Annotated in this window: 19 protein-coding genes and 1 other annotated feature; of the genes, 7 read left to right on the top strand and 12 right to left on the bottom strand. The window is 64.0% G+C overall.

The annotated features are described in order from the left end of the window. Window positions 1-16: 16 nt before the first annotated feature. The 3 genes from aguB to HDC35_RS03070 all read right to left on the bottom strand — a co-directional run bounded on the left by aguB (window position 17) and on the right by HDC35_RS03070 (window position 3,729). Entirely contained in the window at window positions 17-868 is an 852-nt protein-coding gene (gene aguB, locus HDC35_RS03080; protein WP_184643504.1) for an N-carbamoylputrescine amidase, read from the bottom strand. 58 nt (window positions 869-926) lie between these two features. Further along, window positions 927-1,910 (bottom strand): agmatine deiminase family protein, encoded by a 984-nt coding sequence (locus HDC35_RS03075; RefSeq protein ID WP_184643986.1) that lies wholly within the window; start codon window positions 1,908-1,910, stop codon window positions 927-929. Between the two features lie 136 nt (window positions 1,911-2,046). Further along, complete coding sequence (locus tag HDC35_RS03070) at window positions 2,047-3,729, bottom strand: M28 family metallopeptidase (RefSeq protein ID WP_184643502.1); 1,683 nt, start codon at window positions 3,727-3,729, stop codon at window positions 2,047-2,049. Window positions 3,730-3,904: 175 nt separating this feature from the next. Between HDC35_RS03070 and HDC35_RS03065 the strand changes: the two genes are divergently transcribed. Then, window positions 3,905-5,890, top strand: coding sequence for a S9 family peptidase (locus HDC35_RS03065; RefSeq protein ID WP_184643500.1), 1,986 nt, complete (start codon window positions 3,905-3,907; stop codon window positions 5,888-5,890). Between the two features lie 62 nt (window positions 5,891-5,952). Here the strand turns inward: HDC35_RS03065 and rpsD are convergent, their stop codons facing one another. Beyond that, entirely contained in the window at window positions 5,953-6,564 is a 612-nt protein-coding gene (rpsD, locus tag HDC35_RS03060) for a 30S ribosomal protein S4 (protein WP_058803739.1), read from the bottom strand. A 202-nt stretch (window positions 6,565-6,766) separates the two neighbouring features. Between rpsD and HDC35_RS03055 the strand changes: the two genes are divergently transcribed. Then, a complete protein-coding gene (locus HDC35_RS03055) occupies window positions 6,767-7,081 on the top strand; it encodes a chorismate mutase (protein WP_184643498.1) in 315 nt (104 codons plus the stop codon). Window positions 7,082-7,090: 9 nt separating this feature from the next. Here the strand turns inward: HDC35_RS03055 and HDC35_RS03050 are convergent, their stop codons facing one another. From HDC35_RS03050 to rpiB, 5 genes are read right to left on the bottom strand one after another with little or no spacing between them, the layout of a single operon-like run. Beyond that, window positions 7,091-7,840, bottom strand: a complete 750-nt coding sequence (locus tag HDC35_RS03050; protein WP_184643496.1) for an RNA methyltransferase — start codon at window positions 7,838-7,840, stop codon at window positions 7,091-7,093. Next, window positions 7,837-8,301, bottom strand: coding sequence for a transcriptional regulator NrdR (gene nrdR, locus HDC35_RS03045; RefSeq protein ID WP_184643494.1), 465 nt, complete (start codon window positions 8,299-8,301; stop codon window positions 7,837-7,839). Before nrdR ends, HDC35_RS03050 begins: the two co-directional genes overlap by 4 nt. A gap of 3 nt (window positions 8,302-8,304) precedes the next feature. Next, window positions 8,305-8,523 carry a hypothetical protein gene (locus tag HDC35_RS03040; protein WP_184643492.1) on the bottom strand — a complete coding sequence of 73 codons (219 nt, stop codon included), beginning with the start codon at window positions 8,521-8,523 and terminating at the stop codon, window positions 8,305-8,307. Between the two features lie 5 nt (window positions 8,524-8,528). Then, window positions 8,529-9,836 carry a serine hydroxymethyltransferase gene (gene glyA / locus HDC35_RS03035; RefSeq protein ID WP_184643490.1) on the bottom strand — a complete coding sequence of 436 codons (1,308 nt, stop codon included), beginning with the start codon at window positions 9,834-9,836 and terminating at the stop codon, window positions 8,529-8,531. Further along, window positions 9,833-10,297 (bottom strand): ribose 5-phosphate isomerase B, encoded by a 465-nt coding sequence (gene rpiB / locus HDC35_RS03030; protein ID WP_184643488.1) that lies wholly within the window; start codon window positions 10,295-10,297, stop codon window positions 9,833-9,835. Before rpiB ends, glyA begins: the two co-directional genes overlap by 4 nt. A 112-nt stretch (window positions 10,298-10,409) precedes the next feature. Here rpiB and HDC35_RS03025 point away from each other — a divergent pair, with 112 nt between their 5' ends. After that, complete coding sequence (locus tag HDC35_RS03025) at window positions 10,410-10,574, top strand: hypothetical protein (protein ID WP_184643486.1); 165 nt, start codon at window positions 10,410-10,412, stop codon at window positions 10,572-10,574. A 148-nt stretch (window positions 10,575-10,722) separates the two neighbouring features. Here HDC35_RS03025 and HDC35_RS03020 read toward each other — a convergent pair whose 3' ends face one another. Next, window positions 10,723-11,379: an alpha/beta hydrolase gene (locus tag HDC35_RS03020; RefSeq protein WP_184643485.1), complete on the bottom strand. Its 657-nt coding sequence runs from the start codon at window positions 11,377-11,379 to the stop codon at window positions 10,723-10,725. 140 nt (window positions 11,380-11,519) lie between these two features. On the opposite strand from HDC35_RS03020, the gene HDC35_RS03015 reads away from it, so the two are divergent. Beyond that, a complete protein-coding gene (locus HDC35_RS03015; protein ID WP_184643483.1) occupies window positions 11,520-12,623 on the top strand; it encodes a cysteine desulfurase family protein in 1,104 nt (367 codons plus the stop codon). Beyond that, the gene (locus HDC35_RS03010) at window positions 12,623-12,958 is read left to right on the top strand and encodes a 2Fe-2S iron-sulfur cluster-binding protein (RefSeq protein WP_184643481.1); all 336 of its coding nucleotides are present in this window, start codon (window positions 12,623-12,625) and stop codon (window positions 12,956-12,958) included. Before HDC35_RS03015 ends, HDC35_RS03010 begins: the two co-directional genes overlap by 1 nt. Window positions 12,959-13,035: 77 nt before the next feature. Here HDC35_RS03010 and trmFO read toward each other — a convergent pair whose 3' ends face one another. After that, entirely contained in the window at window positions 13,036-14,382 is a 1,347-nt protein-coding gene (gene trmFO, locus HDC35_RS03005; RefSeq protein WP_184643479.1) for a methylenetetrahydrofolate--tRNA-(uracil(54)-C(5))-methyltransferase (FADH(2)-oxidizing) TrmFO, read from the bottom strand. A gap of 108 nt (window positions 14,383-14,490) precedes the next feature. On the opposite strand from trmFO, the gene HDC35_RS03000 reads away from it, so the two are divergent. Then, on the top strand, window positions 14,491-15,153 hold the full coding sequence (locus tag HDC35_RS03000) for a lysoplasmalogenase family protein (RefSeq protein WP_184643477.1): 663 nt from the start codon (window positions 14,491-14,493) through the stop codon (window positions 15,151-15,153). 166 nt (window positions 15,154-15,319) lie between these two features. Here HDC35_RS03000 and HDC35_RS02995 read toward each other — a convergent pair whose 3' ends face one another. Beyond that, on the bottom strand, window positions 15,320-16,189 hold the full coding sequence (locus HDC35_RS02995; RefSeq protein ID WP_184643475.1) for a TauD/TfdA family dioxygenase: 870 nt from the start codon (window positions 16,187-16,189) through the stop codon (window positions 15,320-15,322). A 164-nt stretch (window positions 16,190-16,353) separates the two neighbouring features. Next, window positions 16,354-16,409 (top strand) — a sequence feature (sul1 is cis-regulatory element that is thought to sense ions involved in sulfur or methionine metabolism; They are found in Alphaproteobacteria). Between the two features lie 55 nt (window positions 16,410-16,464). On the opposite strand from HDC35_RS02995, the gene HDC35_RS02990 reads away from it, so the two are divergent. Continuing rightward, window positions 16,465-17,961, top strand: a complete 1,497-nt coding sequence (locus HDC35_RS02990) for a SulP family inorganic anion transporter (RefSeq protein ID WP_184643474.1) — start codon at window positions 16,465-16,467, stop codon at window positions 17,959-17,961. Window positions 17,962-17,970 lie beyond the last annotated feature (9 nt).

Raw genomic sequence — 17,970 nt, 5'->3', positions numbered from 1 at the left:
TGCCCCCAGTCTCTTGTCAGATGTCCTCGACGAGCCGCCCGTAGAGCTGCGGTCGGCGGTCGCGAAAGAAACCCATGCCGGCGCGATGCTTTGCGGCGCGGTCAAGATCGATCGTTTCGACCAACACGCCGGTTTCGCTTGCGCCGAAGGCCTGCGTCATGTCGCCCCATTCGTCGGTGATGAAACTGTGGCCATAAAAACTGGCGTCGCCCTCGCTGCCGATGCGGTTGGCGGCGATCACCGGCATGCAGTTCGACACCGCATGGCCGTGCATCGCGCGGCGCCACATGCGACTGGTATCGAGATCGGCGTCATAGGGCTCGCTGCCGATGGCGGTCGGGTAGAAAAGCAGTTCGGCGCCCATCAGCGCCATCGCGCGCGCGCATTCGGGATACCATTGGTCCCAGCATACCCCGACGCCGATCCGCGCGCCGAAAACATCCCAGATCTTGAAGCCGGTGTTGCCGGGGCGGAAATAATATTTTTCCTCATATCCCGGCCCGTCGGGGATGTGGCTCTTGCGATAAATGCCCATGATGCCGCCATCGGGGCCGATCATCGCGAGCGTGTTGTAATAATGCGGCCCGTCCTTTTCGAAAAAGCTGGTCGGGATTGCGACCTTCAGCTTTGCGGCCAGCGCCTGCATCGCCGTGACGCTCGGATGCTCGGCGGTCGGGCGGGCGGATGCGAACAGCGCCTCATCCTCCACCTGACAGAAATAGGGACCTTCGAAGAGTTCCGGCGGCAAAATGATCTGCGCGCCTTGGGCCGCGGCCTGCTCGACGAGCGCGGAGACGGCCTCGATATTGGGTTCGACGGGGCCGGGCAGGGGAAGCTGCAGCGCGGCGACGGTGATGGTGCGGGTCATGTTTCGTCCGTGATGGCGCGAGAATCGACGCGGAATATAGGGGGCTTCGCGCCCGATGCTAGGCCGGAAGCTGCTGGCTCGAACAGTGGAAGCTTCCGCCGCCGACGATGATCCCCTGCGCGGGAACGCCAAGCGCGCGGCGATCGGGGAACAGTGCAGCGAGGGCATCGACCGCGGCTTGATCGTTCGCGACGCCATAGGTCGGCACGACGACCGTCGTATTACCGATGTAGAAGTTCATATAGCTCGCCGCCGCGATCTCGCCGCCGATCTCCACGCGGCCGGGCGAGGGCAGATCGACGATCTCGACATCGCCGAACGCCGCCGTCCGTGCCCGCGCGTCGGCATAGATATGCGCGTTGGGATCGTCATCGCCCGCCGCGACGGGCAGCGCCAGCCGGCCTTCGCCGACGAAGCGCGCGAGATTGTCCACATGGCCGTCGGTATGGTCCCCCACGAGCCCGTTGCCGAGCCACAATATGCGGTCGATGCCGAGCGATTGGTGCAGGCGCACCGCGATATCCTCCCCCGTCAGCGTCGGGTTGCGGTTGCTGTTAAGCAGACATTCCTCGGTCGTGACGCAAAGGCCGGTGCCGTCGACGTCGATTCCGCCGCCTTCGAGCACCCAGTCGAGGTGCTGCGTTGGCAGGTTCGCTTGCGCGGCCAAGATCGCCCCGACCTCACGGTCGCCGGGCATCACGAACTTGTTACCCCACCAGTTGAAGTCGAAGTTGCGCGCCTCGCGCTGGGCGCCCGTGCCAACGATGATCGGCCCCGTGTCGCGCAGCCAGATATCGCCGAAGGGGGCGACGAACAACTGCACCCCCTCATCGACGAGCGCCTCGGCAATGTCGGCATTCTCATGGTCGCGCACGAGCAGATGCACGGTCTCGCCACGTCCGCCGTCGTGGACGGCATTGGCAAAGGTCGCGACATCGCGCCGCGCCGCATCGATTTGGCTCGACCATTCCTCCGCCATGTGCGGAAAGCCGATCCAGACGGCATCATGGGGCGCCCATTCGGCGGGCATGCGGTGGGTCATCGCGTGATAGTCCCTTGCGTCGATGCCCGTGACATCGATCATCTCGTCCAAAACGCAGCAATCCAGAATGGCCACTGCCATTCCGGATTGCCGGAACACGATGCTCCCCGCAATTGCGGAGGAGCGATTGTCGTCATTACTTCCCGGCGCGCGACTTGTCGCGGGCGGCACGGAATTCGTCGCCCTCGACCCAGTTCGGCCAGGCGTCGGTCATCGCCAGCATGCGGCCCGCGGCGTAATAGAGGCGCAGGTCCGACATCATGCCGTTCCAGTTGGTGATCGCCTCATATTCGTCGCCCGGCGCGTGGTAGCGGTTCTTTTCATAGTCTTCCGCTGCCTTCTTGCCGGCCTCGACCCCGCCCTCGACCAGATCGTCGCCGCTGCCGAAGTTGAACATCGGTACGCCGAGCTTGGCGAAGCTGAAGTGGTCCGAGCGGTAGTAGAAGCCCTTTTCGGGGGTCGGTTCGGCCTTGATCGTGCGGCCCTCCATCTTGGCGAGCTTTTCGACATAGGCGTCGAGTTCGGACTTGCCGCCGCCGACGACGACGATGTCCTTCGCCGGGCCGATGGCGTTGAGGGCGTCCATGTTCACGCCGCCAACCGTCTGCGCGAGTGGGAAGACCGGGTTTTCGGCATAATATTTCGAGCCGAGCAGCCCCGATTCCTCGGCGGTCACGGCGAGGAATACGATGCTGCGGTCGGGCGCACCGGCTTTCTGGAACGCCTGTGCCAGCGTCACGAGGCCGGCGATGCCGCTCGCATTATCGACCGCGCCGTTGCAGATGTCGTCGCCGCCGACGGGCGTGCAGCGCCCGAGGTGATCCCAGTGGCCGGTGTAGAGGACATATTCGTCGGGACGCTTCGCGCCCGGCAGCACGCCGATCACGTTACGCGACATCTTCTTCGAGATTTCATTGTCGAAGCCGAAATTCGCCTTCACGCCCGTCAGCGCGACGGGCTTGAAACCCTTTTTCATCGCGTCTTCGCGCAGCTTGTCAAAATCCTGCCCCGCGCTCGCGAAAAGTTCCTTCGCCTTGGCAAGCTGGATCCAACCGTTGGCGACGGTTTCCTTGGCGCCGCCGTCCTTGCTTTCGGCCAGATATTGCGTGCCGGTGTTGCTGCTCTCGACCACGTTCCAGCCATAGGCCGCGGGTTCGGTGTCGTGGACGATGAGCACCGCGGCGGCACCCTGCCGCGCGGCTTCCTCATATTTGTATGACCAGCGGCCGTAATAGGTCATCGCGCGACCGTTGAATTCGCCCTTGGCTTCCTTGGTCTGCCAGTCGGGGTCGTTGACGAGGACGACGACGGTCTTTCCCTTTACATCGAGCCCGGCGTAGTCGTTCCAGCCCTTTTCGGGAGCGTTGATGCCGTAACCGACGAAGACGACGTCGCTGTCCTTCACTTCGGTCTTCGGCTGGACGCGCCAGCTGAACGCGACATAGTCCTTCGCATATTGCGCGGTGACTGGCGTCTTGCCGCCGGTGAAAGTGAGGGGTGTCGCGTTTTTCGCGGTGATCTCGACCAGCGGGACGTCCTGCGTCCACTTGCCGTTGTTTCCGGGCTTCAGCCCCGCTTCCTCATATTTCTTGATGATATAGGCGACTGTCTTTTCCTCGCCCGCAGTGCCGGGGGCGCGGCCTTCATAGGCGTCCGACGACAATTCCTTGGTCACGTCCTGAAGCGTCGAGAGCGACAGCTCGGGGATTTCGACGTCGGGGATGGCGACGGCGGACGTCGCCGTCTTGTCGGAAGCATTGCACGCGGCAACGGTCAGGAGAACCGCAAAGGCTGCGGTCGATCGGGGGAAACGAAGCATGAAAATTCCTCGGTTTTTCGTATTCGATTGTGGGCTTGTGCCAGCCGCGGCGCCCCGATGCAAGGCGGGTGACGATTGGATCGGTCCGCCCAAATGCCGTCGATAGCGTCCGAAAAATGCTTGATAATCTTCCGCTTTTTGCCAGTCTGTCGCCCGAAACCAACGGGGGATTCTAATGATTTGGACGAAATGGGTGGGGCGCGGCTTTTCGATCGCGGCCTTTGCGGTGGCCTTATCGGTAAATGCGCCGGTCGGCGCGCAAGACGTCGACAATGCTGCGCGTTTCGGCTCCCTGGAATCGATTTTGGACGTCAGCCTGTCGCCCGATGGCAATCATCTGGCGTTCGTCGGGCAAGGGGCAAGGCGGACCCGGAACCTCTATGTCGTCGATACCGTCGAAGGTGCCACTCCGCGCAGTATCCTGACGAGCGACGGGGGCGATGGCGGCAATCTCAGCTGGTGCGGCTGGGTGACCAACGAACGTCTTGCCTGCCAAACCTTTGTCCGCGCCGAGGTCGCAGGGGAGGTCATGAGAGCGACCAATATCGTCGCGCTCGACGCCGCTGGGGGGAATGTCCGCCTGCTTAGCAAAGGTCGCAGTCACCGGTCGCTTTACGCCGATTTGCGTGGCGGCAGCGTCATCGACTGGTCATCGACCGACAATGGCTCGCTGTTGATGACGCGAAGCTATGTCCCCGAAAATGCGATGAATACGCGCATTGCCGAAAGCGGGGAAGGGTTGGGCGTTGATCGTGTCGATACGGTGAAAGCGACCGCCCGCCGCGTTGAAGCGCCCAACCGCAACGCGATCGCGTACCTGTCCGACGGCCATGGCAATGTGCGGATCATGGCGACGCAGAGCTTTTTGAGTAGTACAGGGCAGCTCGATCCGGTGATCCGTTTCTTTTTCCGTGCCAAGGATGGCGGATCGTGGCAGCCGCTCGCGCAAACCGATATCGTCAACGAGGATGGCTTCGAGCCGGCGGCGATCGATGCAGCGACGAACCGCGTTTACGGGTTCCAAAAGATAGACGGTCGCAAGGCGGTCGTCGCGATGGCGCTCGACGGGAGCGGGACGAAAACCACCATCTTTTCGCATCCCGAGGTCGATGTCGACGATATCATACGTATCGGCCGGAACGGCCGCATCGTCGGCGTCTCCTATGCCACCGACCAGCGCGAGGCGGTGATGACCGATGCACCGCTGGCACGGATGACCGGCGCCCTGTCGAAGGCGCTCGGCGGCAAGCAGGTTGCCATTGTCGACGCCTCGGCGGACGAGGGTCGTTACCTGATCCGCGCAGAATCCGATGCCGATCCCGGCACCTACTATCTTTACACGCCCAAAGCGAAGGAATTGCGTCCGCTGTTGTCCGCGCGCGTCCAGCTCGCGGAAACGACTTTGTCGCCTGTAAAGCCGATCACCTATCCTGCTGCCGACGGTACGATGGTGCCGGGATATTTGACGCTGCCGCCGGGCCGCGAGGATGCGAAAGGACTGCCCGCCATCGTGATGCCGCATGGAGGTCCGTCGGCACGCGACGAATGGGGCTTCGACTGGCTGGCGCAATATTTCGCGCAAAGCGGCCATGCCGTGCTGCAGCCCAATTACCGCGGATCGTCGGGATACGGCGACAAATGGTACCAGAATAACGGTTTTCAGTCGTGGAAAGCCGCGGTCGGCGATATCGTCGATGGCGGGCGCTGGCTGGTGTCGGGACAGGGCGTCGACCCGGCCAGATTGTCGATCGTCGGCTGGTCCTATGGCGGCTATGCCGCGCTGCAATCGGGCGTCCTGGCGCCCGGCCTGTTCAAAGCTCTCGTCGCCATTGCCCCCGTCACCGACCTTGCGCAGTTGAAGGACGAAGCGTCGCGCGAGGGAGCCGGGCGGATCAATGCCAAATTCATCGGTGCGGGTCCGCATATCCGGGAAGGATCGCCCGCGCAAAATGCCGATGCGATCCAGGCGCCCGTGCTGATGTTCCACGGCACATACGACCAGAATGTCGATGTCGCCCAGTCGCGCACGATGCGCCGCGCGCTGGAGGACAAGGGGAAGCGTGTCGAACTGATCGAATATCCCGAACTCGCCCATTCGCTGGAGGAGGGCGAGGCGCGCGCCGACATGCTCCGCAAGATATCGGCCTTTCTGCCGCACTGAAGCAAAAAGGGGCGGCCCGTCGCCGGACCGCCCCTTTGATTTCGTGCGGGTGAACCGCCGGATCAGCGCGAATAGAATTCGACGACCAGATTCGGTTCCATCTTCACCGGATAGGGCACCTCGTCGAGCGTGGGCACGCGGACATAGGTCGTCTTGGTGCCGTCGACCGCCAGATATTCGGGCAGGTCGCGCTCGGGCAGGCTCTGCGCTTCGGCGACCAGCGCCATTTCCTGCGCCTTCTTGCCGAGGGTGATTTCGTCGCCCGGCTTCACGAGGCGGCTCGCGACATTGCACTTCACGCCGTTCACATAGACGTGACCGTGGCTAACAAGCTGGCGCGCGGAAAAGATCGTCGGGGTGAACTTCGAACGATACACGACCGCGTCGAGGCGGCGCTCGAGCAGGCCGATCAGGTTCTGGCCGGTGTCGCCCTTCATGCGCGACGCTTCGAAATAGTTCTTCTTGAACTGCTTTTCGGTGATGTCGCCGTAATAGCCCTTCAGCTTCTGCTTCGCGCGGAGCTGGATGCCGAAGTCCGACATCTTGCCCTTGCGGCGCTGGCCGTGCTGGCCGGGGCCATATTCGCGGCGGTTGACCGGGCTCTTCGGGCGACCCCAGATGTTTTCGCCCATCCGGCGGTCGAGTTTATACTTGGCGCTCTGGCGCTTCGACATATGTCGTCTCCAATATGCTGTTTGCCGAAGGATTTCGGCGGGTCCCGGGTCGCACCATATGGACGATATGCCATATGCGACCGCCGCTTCACCGGGGTGCGGAGTCCATTGCGAAGGCGCGCGGTTAGACGGCGATTGGTGCAAAGTCAAGCTTTGCAGCCGCTGCTCGACACAGCGGAAAAAGCCGTTAAAGGCAGCGCGCATGACGTCCGCCAAACTTCCCGAACAGTGCGAAACCATGACCGAAGTGCGCGCCGGGGTCGACCAAGTCGACCGCGAGCTCGTCGCGCTGCTCGTACGCCGCTTTGGCTATATGGATGCAGCCGCGCGTATCAAAGGCGACAGGAACGCGGTGCGCGACGAGGCGCGGAAGGCGCAGGTACTCGACAATGTAGGCCGTGAAGCCGCAGCTGCCGGACTGGAACCCGAACGGTTGCGCGCGGTGTGGAACGAATTGGTCGAGCAATCGATCGCCTATGAAACCGTCCGCTGGGACAGCTTGCGCGCTGCTGACTGACCGGCTGGCCTATCGCGACCTTGGCGTCCGGCCGAGCGCGGTAATGATTCCGCGCATCATCCGGATATCGTTGTACGACCAACCCGTCTTGGTCAGCGCCGTGCGCAGGGTACGAAGCGTCCTCGTCCGGCGGTCGGGCGGGAAGAAATAGCCCGCCGTGTCGAGATCGCGGACGAGATGGTCGATCAGGCCTTCCAGTTCGCCATGTGGCGCGGGCGAGTCGAGTTCGACCGTGGGCGGGCTGGCCAGCGTCACGCCGCCCTCGACCCCGCTCGGGAGATGCTTCGACCATTCATAGGCAAGCAGGATCACCGCCTGCGCAAGGTTCAGCGAGGCGAATTCAGGGTTGATCGGCACCGTGACGATCTTGTGCGCCAGCGCGACATCGTCGGTGTCCAACCCCGAGCGTTCGGCGCCGAAGACATAGGCCGAACGCCCTGCGCTCGCATGGACTTCGCGTGCCGCGGCCTCGGGCGTCAGCACCGGCTTGGTCACGCCGCGTTTGCGCACCGTGGTCGCATAGATAGCCGTGCAGTCGGCGACGGCACCGGCGAGCGTGTCGAACACGCGCGCGTCCGCCAGCACGATATCGGCGCCCGAAGCCGCTGGACCCGCGTCGGGATTGGGCCAGCCGTCGCGCGGGGAAACAAGGCGCAGTTCGGTCAGCCCGAAGTTGAGCATGGCGCGCGCCGCCTTGCCGATATTTTCGCCAAGCTGCGGGCGAACGAGGACGATGACGGGGGGAAGAGCGGAGCTCAATTTTTGAGCGCAGCCTCGGTGACCGAGGAGGCGAACTCTTCGAAGTCCTTGGCTTCCGTAAATTCGCGATAGACGCTGGCAAAGCGGATATAGGCAACGCTGTCGAAGCCTTTCAGCGCCTCCATCACCATCCCGCCGATCTGCTGCGCCTGCACTTCGCTCTCGCCCGAGGTTTCCAGTTGGCGTTGGATGCCCGACACCAGTCGTTCGATGCGCGCCCCGTCGATCGGGCGCTTGCGGCACGCGATCTGGATGCTGCGCATCAGTTTTTCGCGGTCGAAGGGTTCGCGGCGACCGTCGGCCTTGGTGACCCCGACTTCGCGAAGCTGGATGCGTTCGAAGGTCGTGAAGCGCGCGCCGCAATCCTCGCACTGGCGCCGGCGACGAATCGCCGCGCCGTCCTCTGTCGGACGGCTATCCTTGACCTGGCTGTCTTCATGTCCGCAATAGGGGCAACGCATGGGTTAGCGTTTAACCCGGCTGACGAGCGCGATGGCGGCGCCCGCGAACAGGCCGACCGGCCAGCTCACGATGGGCAGGATTAGCCCGGCGGCCGCGCCGAGGCCGCCGCCGATCAGCACGGGCTTGGTCGAGGGATGCTTGACCCCCTGCTTGCCCATTGCCTTGATCTCTTCGATCGTCAGCTCGACCAGAGTCGGTTCCTCGGGGTGCTGCCGCGCCATTGCCCTTATCCCTGATAGATGGGGAAGCGTTCGCACAGCGCGCGAACCCGGCCGCGAACATCGGCTTCGACGTCGGCGTCGCCATGTTCGCCCTTGTCGCGCAGCGCCTCGAGCACGTCGGCAACCATATCGCCGATTTCCTCGAATTCGGCGATGCCGAAGCCGCGCGTAGTGCCCGCGGGTGATCCGACGCGGATGCCGCTGGTCTTGACCGGCGGCAGCGGATCGAAGGGGATGCCGTTCTTGTTGCAGGTGATCGCGCTGCGTTCGAGCGCCTCGTCGGCGTCGCGGCCGGTGACGCCGAGCGGGCGCAGGTCGATCAGCGCGAGGTGCGTATCGGTGCCGCCCGCGACGACATCGGCGCCGCGCGCCTTCAGCCGGCCGGCGAGCGCCTGCGCATTGGCGACGGTTGCCTTCGCATAATCCTTGAACTCGGGGCGGAGCGCTTCGCCGAATGCCACGGCCTTGGCGGCGATGACGTGCATCAGCGGGCCGCCCTGCAGCCCGGGAAAGACCGCCGAATTGATGCGCTTGGCAATCGCTTCGTCATTGGTCAGGATCATGCCGCCGCGCGGACCGCGCAGCGTCTTGTGTGTCGTCGTGGTGACGACATGCGCATGCTCCATCGGCGAAGGATGAACGCCGCCGGCGACAAGGCCCGCGAAATGCGCCATGTCGACCATCAGCAGCGCGCCGACATCGTCGGCGATCTTGCGGAAACGCGCGAAATCGAGCGTGCGCGGATAGGCCGAGCCGCCCGCGATGATCAGCGCAGGGCGATGTTCCATCGCCAGCGCCTCGACCTGATCGAAATCGACGAGATGGTCGTCGGCGCGCACGCCGTACTGCACGGCGTTGAACCATTTGCCCGACATCGCGGGCGGCGCGCCGTGGGTCAGGTGACCGCCGGCGTCGAGGCTCATGCCGAGGATCGTCGCGCCCGGCTTGGTCAGCGCCAGCATCACCGCTCCGTTCGCCTGCGCGCCCGAATGCGGCTGGACGTTGGCATAGCCGCAGTCGAACAGCTGCTTGGCGCGGTCGATCGCGAGCGTCTCGACCTCATCCGACGGCGCGCAGCCCTGATAATAGCGGCGGCCGGGATAGCCTTCGGCATATTTGTTGGTGAAAACTGAACCCTGCGCTTCGAGGACCGCCTTCGAGACGATATTCTCCGACGCGATCAGTTCGATCTGATATTGTTCGCGTTCGAGTTCATGCTTCATCGCCGCCGCGACCGCGGGGTCGACGGTGCCGACGCCATCGGTGAAATAGCCTGCCGATTTGATGGGCTTGTCGAGCGTTTCTGTGGTCATCGGCTGGTCTCCAGTTGGGCCAAATTGACAGGGGGATTGGAAAGCTTGTCGACGCGGCGCGTATGGCGGTCGCCGGCGAAATCGGTGGTGAGGAAGGCGTCGACGCAGGCTTTGGCCATGTCTATACCGGTCAGGCGCGCGCCCATCGCGACGACGTTCGCGTCATTATGTTCGCGGGACAGTTTTGCGGACAGCGGCTCGGATACGAGCGCGCAGCGCGCGGCGGGGTTGCGGTTGACCGAAATCGAGATGCCGATGCCCGACCCGCAGAGCGCGACCCCGCGTTCCGCGCGGCCCTCGGCAATCGCTTCGCCGAGCTTGTATCCATAATCGGGATAATCGACGCTTTCGGGGCCGTTGGTGCCGAGGTCTTCGACTTCGTGCCCCTGTTCGCGCAGCCAGTCGGCAAGTACGGCCTTGAGCTCGTAAGCGGCGTGGTCGGAGGCGATGGCGATGCGCATGGTGCGGCTCCCGCGGGGTCTAAGGGAATCGATGAGCGCGCTTTAGGCGAAGCTGCGAGGATTGACCATAAGCGAGGTGGCAAATTTGTGACGGTGCCGATAAAGTCACCACATGTCCGACACGATTATGTCCATCCTGATGCTGACCGGCGTGCTGATGGCAGGCGGCGCCGTGCTTGTCTTTCGCCGGGGCGACCGGCGCCGCGCGCTGCTGATGCTGGTCGCAGCGCTGGTGATGTTCGCGAATGTCGCGATCTGGCTGGTGCCGGTGAAATAGCCTCGATCCTCCCTGCCGCGAAGCGGTGGGGAGGGGTAGCTGCGAAGCGGTGGTGGAGGGGCTGAAACGTCGCGCCATTTGCCCCTCCGTCAGGAGCTACGTCGCTGCCACCTTCCCCATGCCTGCGGCACAGGGAGGAAGTTTTCGATCACCGGATAGGCGAATCGGGCGCGAGCCGCATATCCAGATAATTGTCGAGCGACTTCATCAATTGGTCGAGCTCATGCTCGAAGAAATGATTGGCGCGCGGGATCTCGTCGTGATGGATGGTGATGCCCTTTTGTGTACGGAGCTTGTCGACCAGTTTCTGCACGGCGTTCGGCGGCACGATCTCGTCTTGGCCGCCCGCGACGATGATGCCCGACGAGGGACAGGGCGCGAGAAAACTGAAGTCGTACATGTTCGCTGGTGGCGCGACCGACAGGAAGCCGCGGATTTCCGGGCGTCGCATCAAGAGCTGCATCCCGATCCACGCCCCGAAGCTGAAGCCCGCGACCCAGGTCGTCTGCGCTTCGGGATGGATCGACTGGACCCAGTCGAGCGCCGAGGCCGCATCGCTCAGTTCGCCGATGCCGTTGTCGAACGTACCCTGGCTGCGCCCAACACCGCGGAAGTTGAAGCGCAGCACAGCGAAACCGCGCGCAACGAAGCTTTTGTACATCGCCTGCGTGATGCGGTCGTTCATCGTGCCGCCGCCCTGCGGGTGCGGGTGAAGGATCAGCGCCACGGGTGCGCGCGGGCGCGGCGGGGGCGAGAAACGGCCCTCAATGCGGCCCTCGGGGCCGGGAAAAATGACGTCGGGCATGGGCGCACCTTCTATATATCTTGGGCTTGCCAGTGATTCGCCGAGGGGCGGGGTGGCGGAGCGGGACTGGCGCCTATATAGAAAATAAGTCTCAACTTGCAACTTTTGCGAATCGTTCGCAACAAGGACATTTTCGGCGAATGATTTACCTCGACTATCAAGCCACTACCCCGCTCGCTCCTGAGGCGCGCGAGGCGATGCTGCGCTGGCTCGGTGGACCGGGGGCCGATGATTTTGGGGGTGACGGGTTCGCTAACCCATCGAGCACGCACAAGGCCGGCCGCGCCGCCGCAGCAGTGGTCGAAGTGGCGCGCGATCGGGTCGCGGCGCTGCTGCCAAAGGGCGGGCGGGTATTTTTCACTTCGGGCGCGACCGAAGCGTTGAACTGGGCGCTGCTGCGCGGCGCTGAGACGATGCCGGGCGGCGTCGCGGGGTTGAGCATCGAACATGCCGCCTCGCTGCAATGTCTCGAACGGCTGAATGCGGCGATTTTGCCCGTCGATGGCGAAGGACTGGCGCTGCCGCCCGACACCGCGCTGATTCCCGAAGGCGGCATCGTCGCGACAATGCTGGTGAACAATGAGGTTGGCACGGTCCAGCCGGTCGCCGAATTCTCCGCCGCCGCGCATGCGAAGAAGAGCCTGTTGCTCTGCGACGCGGTGCAGGGTTACGGCCGCGTCGCCATCCCGGACGGGCCCGACCTCATCGCTATCTCTGCCCACAAGATTCACGGGCCCAAGGGCATAGGAGCGCTGTGGGTGAGGGACGGCGTTGACTTGCCGCCGCTGATGTTCGGGGGCGCGCAGGAACAGGGAATGCGGTCGGGCACCGTCTCGCCCGCGCTGTGCGCGGGCTTCGGCGCCGCAGCGGCGCTCGCTGCCGAGCGGTTCGACAAGGACGCGAGCCATGTCGAGCGTCTGTGGTCGCTCGCGCGCGACCTGCTGTCCGAATGGACGCTGAATGGCGCCGAAAACCCGCGTTATCATGGCAACCTCAATATCCGCCGCGAGGGCGTCAGCGGCCTCCGCCTGATGTCCGACGCGCGCGAAATCGCTTTTTCGCTCGGCAGCGCCTGCGGCAGCGGCTCCGGGAAGGTCAGCCATGTGCTGCGCGCGATGGGTGTCCGCGAGACCGATGCGCGCGCCTCGATCCGGCTTGGCTGGGGGCGCTATACGAGCGAGCAGGAATTGCGTGACGGGCTGAACGTAATCAAGGATGCTGCTCGCCTCCAGGGAGTGAATTGATGCGCGTCACCTTCATCCACGCCGACGGCAAGGGACGCACCGAGGCCGAGGCGCAGTCGGGTGACATATTGCTCGACGTAGCGCAGCGGCATCTCATGCCGCTCGAAGGGACATGCGAAGGACAGATGGCCTGTTCGACTTGTCACGTCATCGTCGACAGGCAGGATTTCGACCGCCTACCGCCCACGAGCGAGATGGAAGAGGATATGCTCGATCTCGCCGCCGGCGTGCGCAGGACCAGCCGCCTGTCGTGCCAGATCGTGCTGACGCCCGATCTCAACGGGCTGACCGTCCATATCCCGCCAGAAAGCCGCAACATGCAGGTACCGCACTAACCGGTTGCGGACGGCTGCGTATCTCAATTGGGTATGGTTGCTCACAGCCCCAAAGCCGCCGCTCCAACGTTGAGACCTTACGCCGTAACGCCGTCGGCCAGCTTCATCCACTCGGCTAGCTTCGCGCCCGCGCGCTGGGTGTAGCCCAATTTGCGGTCCTTTTTGCGCACATCCTCGGCGAGCGGCGGGAAGAGGCCGAAATTGACGTTCATCGGTTGGTAGGATGCGGCGTCGGCGCCGCCGGTGATGTGGCCAAGAAGCGCGCCAAGCGCGGTTTCGGGCGGCGGTGGGGGCAGGGTGCGCCCGCCAAGTTCGGCGATCGCGAAGCGCGCGGCGACGAGCCCGATCGCGGCGCTTTCGACATAACCTTCACAACCGGTGATCTGACCCGCAAAACGGATATGCGGCGCCGATTTCAGCCGAAGCTGGCCGTCGAGCAATTCGGGCGAGCGAATGAAGCTATTGCGGTGGAGCCCGCCCAGCCGCGCGAACTCGGCCTTTTCGAGCCCGGGGATGGTGCGGAACAACTCGACCTGCGCGGCGTGCTTCAGCTTAGTCTGGAAGCCTACCATGTTCCACAGCGTGCCGAGCGCATTGTCCTGCCGCAGTTGGACGACCGCATAGGGCCAGCGCCCGGTGCGCGGATTGTCGAGGCCGACGCCCTTCATCGGACCGAAGCGCAACGTTTCGATGCCGCGCTCGGCCATCACCTCGATCGGCATACAGCCTTCGAAATAGGGGGTGTTCTTCTCCCAGTCCTTGAAGTCGGTCTTGTCGCCGTCGATCAGCCCTTGGACGAAGGCATGATATTGCTCCTTGTCCATGGGGCAGTTGATATAATCCTTGCCGTCGCCGATCGGCCCGACCTTGTCCCAGCGGCTCGCCATCCACGCGATGTCCATGTCGATGCTGTCGCGATAGACGATCGGCGCGATGGCGTCGAAAAAGGCGAGCGCATCCTTGCCCGTCGCGGCGCCAATGCTCTCCGCCAGGCTCGCGGCGGTGAGCGGTCCCGTCGCGACGATCGTCATGCCCTCGGCAGGCAGCGTGTCGACGCGTTCGCGGACGATGGTGAGGTTCGGATGTTCGGACAGGGCGCGCGTGACGCCGCCCGAAAACAGGTCACGGTCGACCGCAAGCGCCGATCCGGCTGGCACCTTGGTCGCGTCGGCTTCGCGCATGATGATCGAGCCGAGCGCGCGCATTTCGCGGTGGAGGAGGCCGACGGCGTTGCTGTCGCCGTCGTCGCTGCGAAAGCTGTTCGAGCACACCATCTCGGCCAGCGTATCGCCCTGATGCGCCGGGGTCATGTCGCCGGCCCCGCGCATTTCGGAGAGACGCACGCGATAGCCGGCTTCGGCGAGCTGCCAGGCCGCTTCGGATCCCGCGAGGCCGCCGCCGATGATATGGATGTCGTACGTCATTTACTCTGTCCGTTGATTTGTGCTTGTTGCGCCGTTCGGCTTTTCTACTTGTGTGCGCTTCGGCGCGCACTAGGCCGGTTGCGAGCAAGATGCAAAGGGGCGGACGTCATGACGACACAGCAGAATTGGGATCGCGCGCGCTGGCTGTGGTGGCTGGCGCTGCTCGGCGGCGTCAGTTTCTTCGCAGTGGTGTACCAGCGGCTCGACGGTCCGACGATCTGGGCGTGGAAGGCAAGTGGCGTCGGATTGCTGGCGCTGTGGGCGGCAGCGAATGCGCGCGGGAAACATGGGTGGATGATTGCGGCGACGCTCGCATTCGGGGCGCTTGGCGACTGGCTGCTCGACGCGAAGGGGCTGGAGACGGGGGCGGTGGCGTTCGTTATCGGGCATATCATCGCGATCGCCCTCTATCTGATGAACCGGCGCCCGCGGCTCACATCTTCGCAGCGCCTGCTCGTCTGGCTAACGATGCCCGCGACGCTCGCGATCGTCTGGGGCATGCTGAGCCCCGCGCCCGGCTGGTGGCACGCCGCACTCTATTCGCTGTTCGTCGCGGCGATGGCGGCGGCGGCATGGACGAGCCGTTTCCCGCGCTATCGCGCCGGGATCGGCGCGATGCTGTTCCTTGCGAGCGACCTTTTCATTTTCGCGGGCGAGGGCGGAGCGCTCTCAAACGACATCACCCAGTGGCTCGTCTGGCCGCTCTATTTCGGCGGGCAAACGCTGATCGCGTGGGGCGTGGTTTCGACGCTTGCGCGCGAAACGGTGTAGGACGGGGGCGCTCGGTCGGCGCATGTCTGTCCAAGCCTGCCGCCCTATACGCCGCCACAGAAATCGACTGCCGAGCGTATCCACGCCGACCTGCGGTAGGAAATCCGCGACATCGATCTCTATTCGGCGTCCGCCGAGGGGCGGCGCGTACGATAGACGGCGGGCGTCAGGCAGGGTGCGGAACGGCGTCCCACGCCGCGATCGTCGTGCGGTGGAGCAGGCGGTCGTAGCCGTCGTAGCCGCCCGTCGCGCGGTGGAGCAGGGAGCGGTTGTCCCACATGATCAGCATGTCGGGTTCCCAGTCATAGCGGTAGCGGAACTCCTCGCGCCCCTGCCACTGGATGAGTTCGTAGAGCAGAGACAGCGCTTCGCCGTCGTCCAGCCCGTCGAAGCCTATGATATAACCCGCGCAACCGAACAGCCCGAGACGACCGGTTTCGGGATGCGCGCGGACGAAGGGATGAAGCTGGGTTTCGAGCGCTTCCTCGTCCGAACGGATGTCCATGCTGCGGCCCCTCGGTCCTTTTGGGTCCGCCGCACCATACATGCCCTGCGGCGCATAGCCCGCGCGGGCGCTGTGGATCGCCTGCAGGCCTTCCACGCGCGCCCATAGATCGGCGGGCATCGCGTCCAGTGCAGCGTGCTGGTTCGCAAATTCGGTATTGCCGCCCACCGGCGGGATGGTGATGCCGAACAGGCAGGTTCCCGCGGGCGGACGCGCCTGAAAGCTCCAATCGCTGTGCCAGTTTTCGGCGAAGAGCGGCGCGGTCTCGTCCGCCCGGCGCTTCACCGCGATGATATGCTCGCGGCCCGGGATTGGACGGATGAAGGGATCGTCGCCGAAACCGCCGAAATAGCCGGTGAAGCGCTCCAGATCGTCGTCGCTCATCTTCTGGTCGGGGAAGGACAGAACATGATGGTCGAGCCATGCGGCGCGGATCGCGGCGACCACATCGGCATCGAGCGGCCGGGTCAGGTTGACGCCGGTAACACGCGCGCCGCAGGACTGACCACTGGGGGTGATAGTGAGCGTCATGCGCCGATGCTGCGCCGATTGTGGCGCGCGGTCAATCGGGCGCCACCGCCCTGCGGTCGGGCAAGCAAAACTCGCTGCCGGGTTGCCATAAGCGGGGGGCGATCTGTCCGGCCAGAGGGGCGGCTTGCGTCGATAGCGACATCAAGCTAGGAGGCGCGCACTCGCATGGACCCGGTGCAATTCCGGGTGGCTATTCCGGCCGCCGATCCGCCGGACGACATCACACATTGTTTCTGTGCCGATCCCGGCGCCATGTGCCTTGTTGTGGAAATATAATGCCCGCGTCCTTCCATTCCTATCGCCGCGAGTGGTTCACGGACGGCGCTTCCTTTCGCCGTGAAGTCCTTGCCGGTATCGTTGTTGCGCTGGCGCTGATCCCGGAAGCGATCGGCTTTTCCATTATCGCTGGCGTCGATCCACGCGTCGGACTTTATGCATCGGTTGCGATCGCGATGGTCGTCGCCTTTACTGGCGGGCGGACGGGGATGATTTCCGCCGCGACCGCAGCGGTGGCGGTGCTGGTGATCCCGCTGGTGCGCGAGCATGGCGTCGAATATCTGTTCGCGGCGACGATCCTGATGGGGCTCGTCCAGATCGTAGCAGGCCTGTTGCGGCTCGACCTGTTAATGCAGTTCGTGTCGCGATCGGTGATCACGGGATTCGTCAACGCGCTGGCGATCCTTATCTTCATGGCGCAGGTGCCGCAGCTGACAAATGTCGACTGGGAAACCTATGCCATGGTAGCGGGCGGGCTGGCGATTATTTATCTGGTACCGCGCCTGACAAAAGCAGTGCCGTCGCCGCTGATCGCGATCCTCGTACTGTCGGCGATCAGCATCGGTTTTGGCCTTCCGGTCAATACGGTGGGCGACATGGGCAAGCTGCCCGAAGGGCTGCCAAGCCTGGCGCTTCCCGATGTACCGCTGACGTGGGAAACGCTCCGGGTCATCCTGCCTTATTCGCTCACCATGGCGGCGGTCGGGCTGCTCGAAAGCCTGCTTACTGCGCAGATCGTTGATGACATGACCGATACCGACAGCGACAAGCGGCGCGAATGCGCGGGGCAAGGCGGCGCAAATATCGTCGCGGCCTTCTTTGGCGGCATGGGCGGCTGTGCGATGATCGGCCAGTCGGTAATCAACGTGACGTCGGGCGGACGCGGGCGGCTATCGACCTTTACCGCCGGGGCGTTCCTGTTGTTCCTGCTGGCAGTCCTCGGCCCGTACGTCGGGCAGGTGCCGATGCCGGCGCTGGTCGCGGTGATGATCATGGTTTCGATCGGGACGTTCAGCTGGAACTCGATTGCGAATCTGCGCCGGCATCCCCCCACGTCGTCGATCGTCATGCTGACGACGGTGGTCGTGGTGGTGGCGACGCACGACCTGTCGCTCGGCGTCTTGGCGGGCGTCTTGTTGTCGGGAGTGTTTTTTGCAGGCAAGGTGCAGCGAATGTTTTCAGTCGAGCGCGACATTTCGCCCGATGGAATGACCGCGACCTACCGCGTCAGCGGGCAGATATTTTTTGCTTCGGTCGATCGCTTTACTCGCGCGTTCCAAATCGAGGACCGGGCCGATGCGGTGCTGATCGACGTTTCGGCAGCGCATTTTTGGGACATCTCGGGCGTTGGCGCACTCGACAAGATTGTCGCGAAGCTACGGCGCGAGGGGCGCAGCGTCGAGGTTGTAGGCTATAACCGTGCCAGCGCCGACATCATCGACAAATTTGCGCTGCACGACAAAACCGGCGTGGAGATCGGTGCAGTGCCGCATTGAGCGCGCGCA

Origin of the sequence: Sphingopyxis sp. JAI128 (assembly GCF_014207235.1) — a bacterium.
Classification (GTDB): Bacteria; Pseudomonadota; Alphaproteobacteria; order Sphingomonadales; family Sphingomonadaceae; genus Sphingopyxis.
The sequence above is the reverse complement of the archived record's forward strand: the minus strand, read 5'-3'. Positions and strand labels throughout refer to the sequence as shown.

Bases quoted from the DNA above. Each gene is read 5' to 3' on its own strand.
- aguB (WP_184643504.1), bottom strand. From the start codon at position 868: ATGACCCGCACCATCACCGTCGCCGCGCTGCAGCTTCCCCTGCCCGGC.
- HDC35_RS03040 (WP_184643492.1), bottom strand. From the start codon at position 8,523: ATGGCGCGGCAGCACCCCGAGGAACCGACTCTGGTCGAGCTGACGATC.
- HDC35_RS03010 (WP_184643481.1), top strand. From the start codon at position 12,623: ATGCGCGTCACCTTCATCCACGCCGACGGCAAGGGACGCACCGAGGCC.
- rpsD (WP_058803739.1), bottom strand. From the start codon at position 6,564: ATGTCGAAGCGCCAGAGCGCCAAGTATAAACTCGACCGCCGGATGGGC.
- HDC35_RS03015 (WP_184643483.1), top strand. From the start codon at position 11,520: ATGATTTACCTCGACTATCAAGCCACTACCCCGCTCGCTCCTGAGGCG.
- trmFO (WP_184643479.1), bottom strand. From the start codon at position 14,382: ATGACGTACGACATCCATATCATCGGCGGCGGCCTCGCGGGATCCGAA.
- HDC35_RS03020 (WP_184643485.1), bottom strand. From the start codon at position 11,379: ATGCCCGACGTCATTTTTCCCGGCCCCGAGGGCCGCATTGAGGGCCGT.
- nrdR (WP_184643494.1), bottom strand. From the start codon at position 8,301: ATGCGTTGCCCCTATTGCGGACATGAAGACAGCCAGGTCAAGGATAGC.
- HDC35_RS03025 (WP_184643486.1), top strand. From the start codon at position 10,410: ATGTCCGACACGATTATGTCCATCCTGATGCTGACCGGCGTGCTGATG.
- glyA (WP_184643490.1), bottom strand. From the start codon at position 9,836: ATGACCACAGAAACGCTCGACAAGCCCATCAAATCGGCAGGCTATTTC.
- HDC35_RS03055 (WP_184643498.1), top strand. From the start codon at position 6,767: ATGACGTCCGCCAAACTTCCCGAACAGTGCGAAACCATGACCGAAGTG.
- HDC35_RS02995 (WP_184643475.1), bottom strand. From the start codon at position 16,189: ATGACGCTCACTATCACCCCCAGTGGTCAGTCCTGCGGCGCGCGTGTT.
- HDC35_RS03065 (WP_184643500.1), top strand. From the start codon at position 3,905: ATGATTTGGACGAAATGGGTGGGGCGCGGCTTTTCGATCGCGGCCTTT.
- HDC35_RS03000 (WP_184643477.1), top strand. From the start codon at position 14,491: ATGACGACACAGCAGAATTGGGATCGCGCGCGCTGGCTGTGGTGGCTG.
- rpiB (WP_184643488.1), bottom strand. From the start codon at position 10,297: ATGCGCATCGCCATCGCCTCCGACCACGCCGCTTACGAGCTCAAGGCC.
- HDC35_RS03070 (WP_184643502.1), bottom strand. From the start codon at position 3,729: ATGCTTCGTTTCCCCCGATCGACCGCAGCCTTTGCGGTTCTCCTGACC.
- HDC35_RS02990 (WP_184643474.1), top strand. From the start codon at position 16,465: ATGCCCGCGTCCTTCCATTCCTATCGCCGCGAGTGGTTCACGGACGGC.
- HDC35_RS03075 (WP_184643986.1), bottom strand. From the start codon at position 1,910: ATGACCCACCGCATGCCCGCCGAATGGGCGCCCCATGATGCCGTCTGG.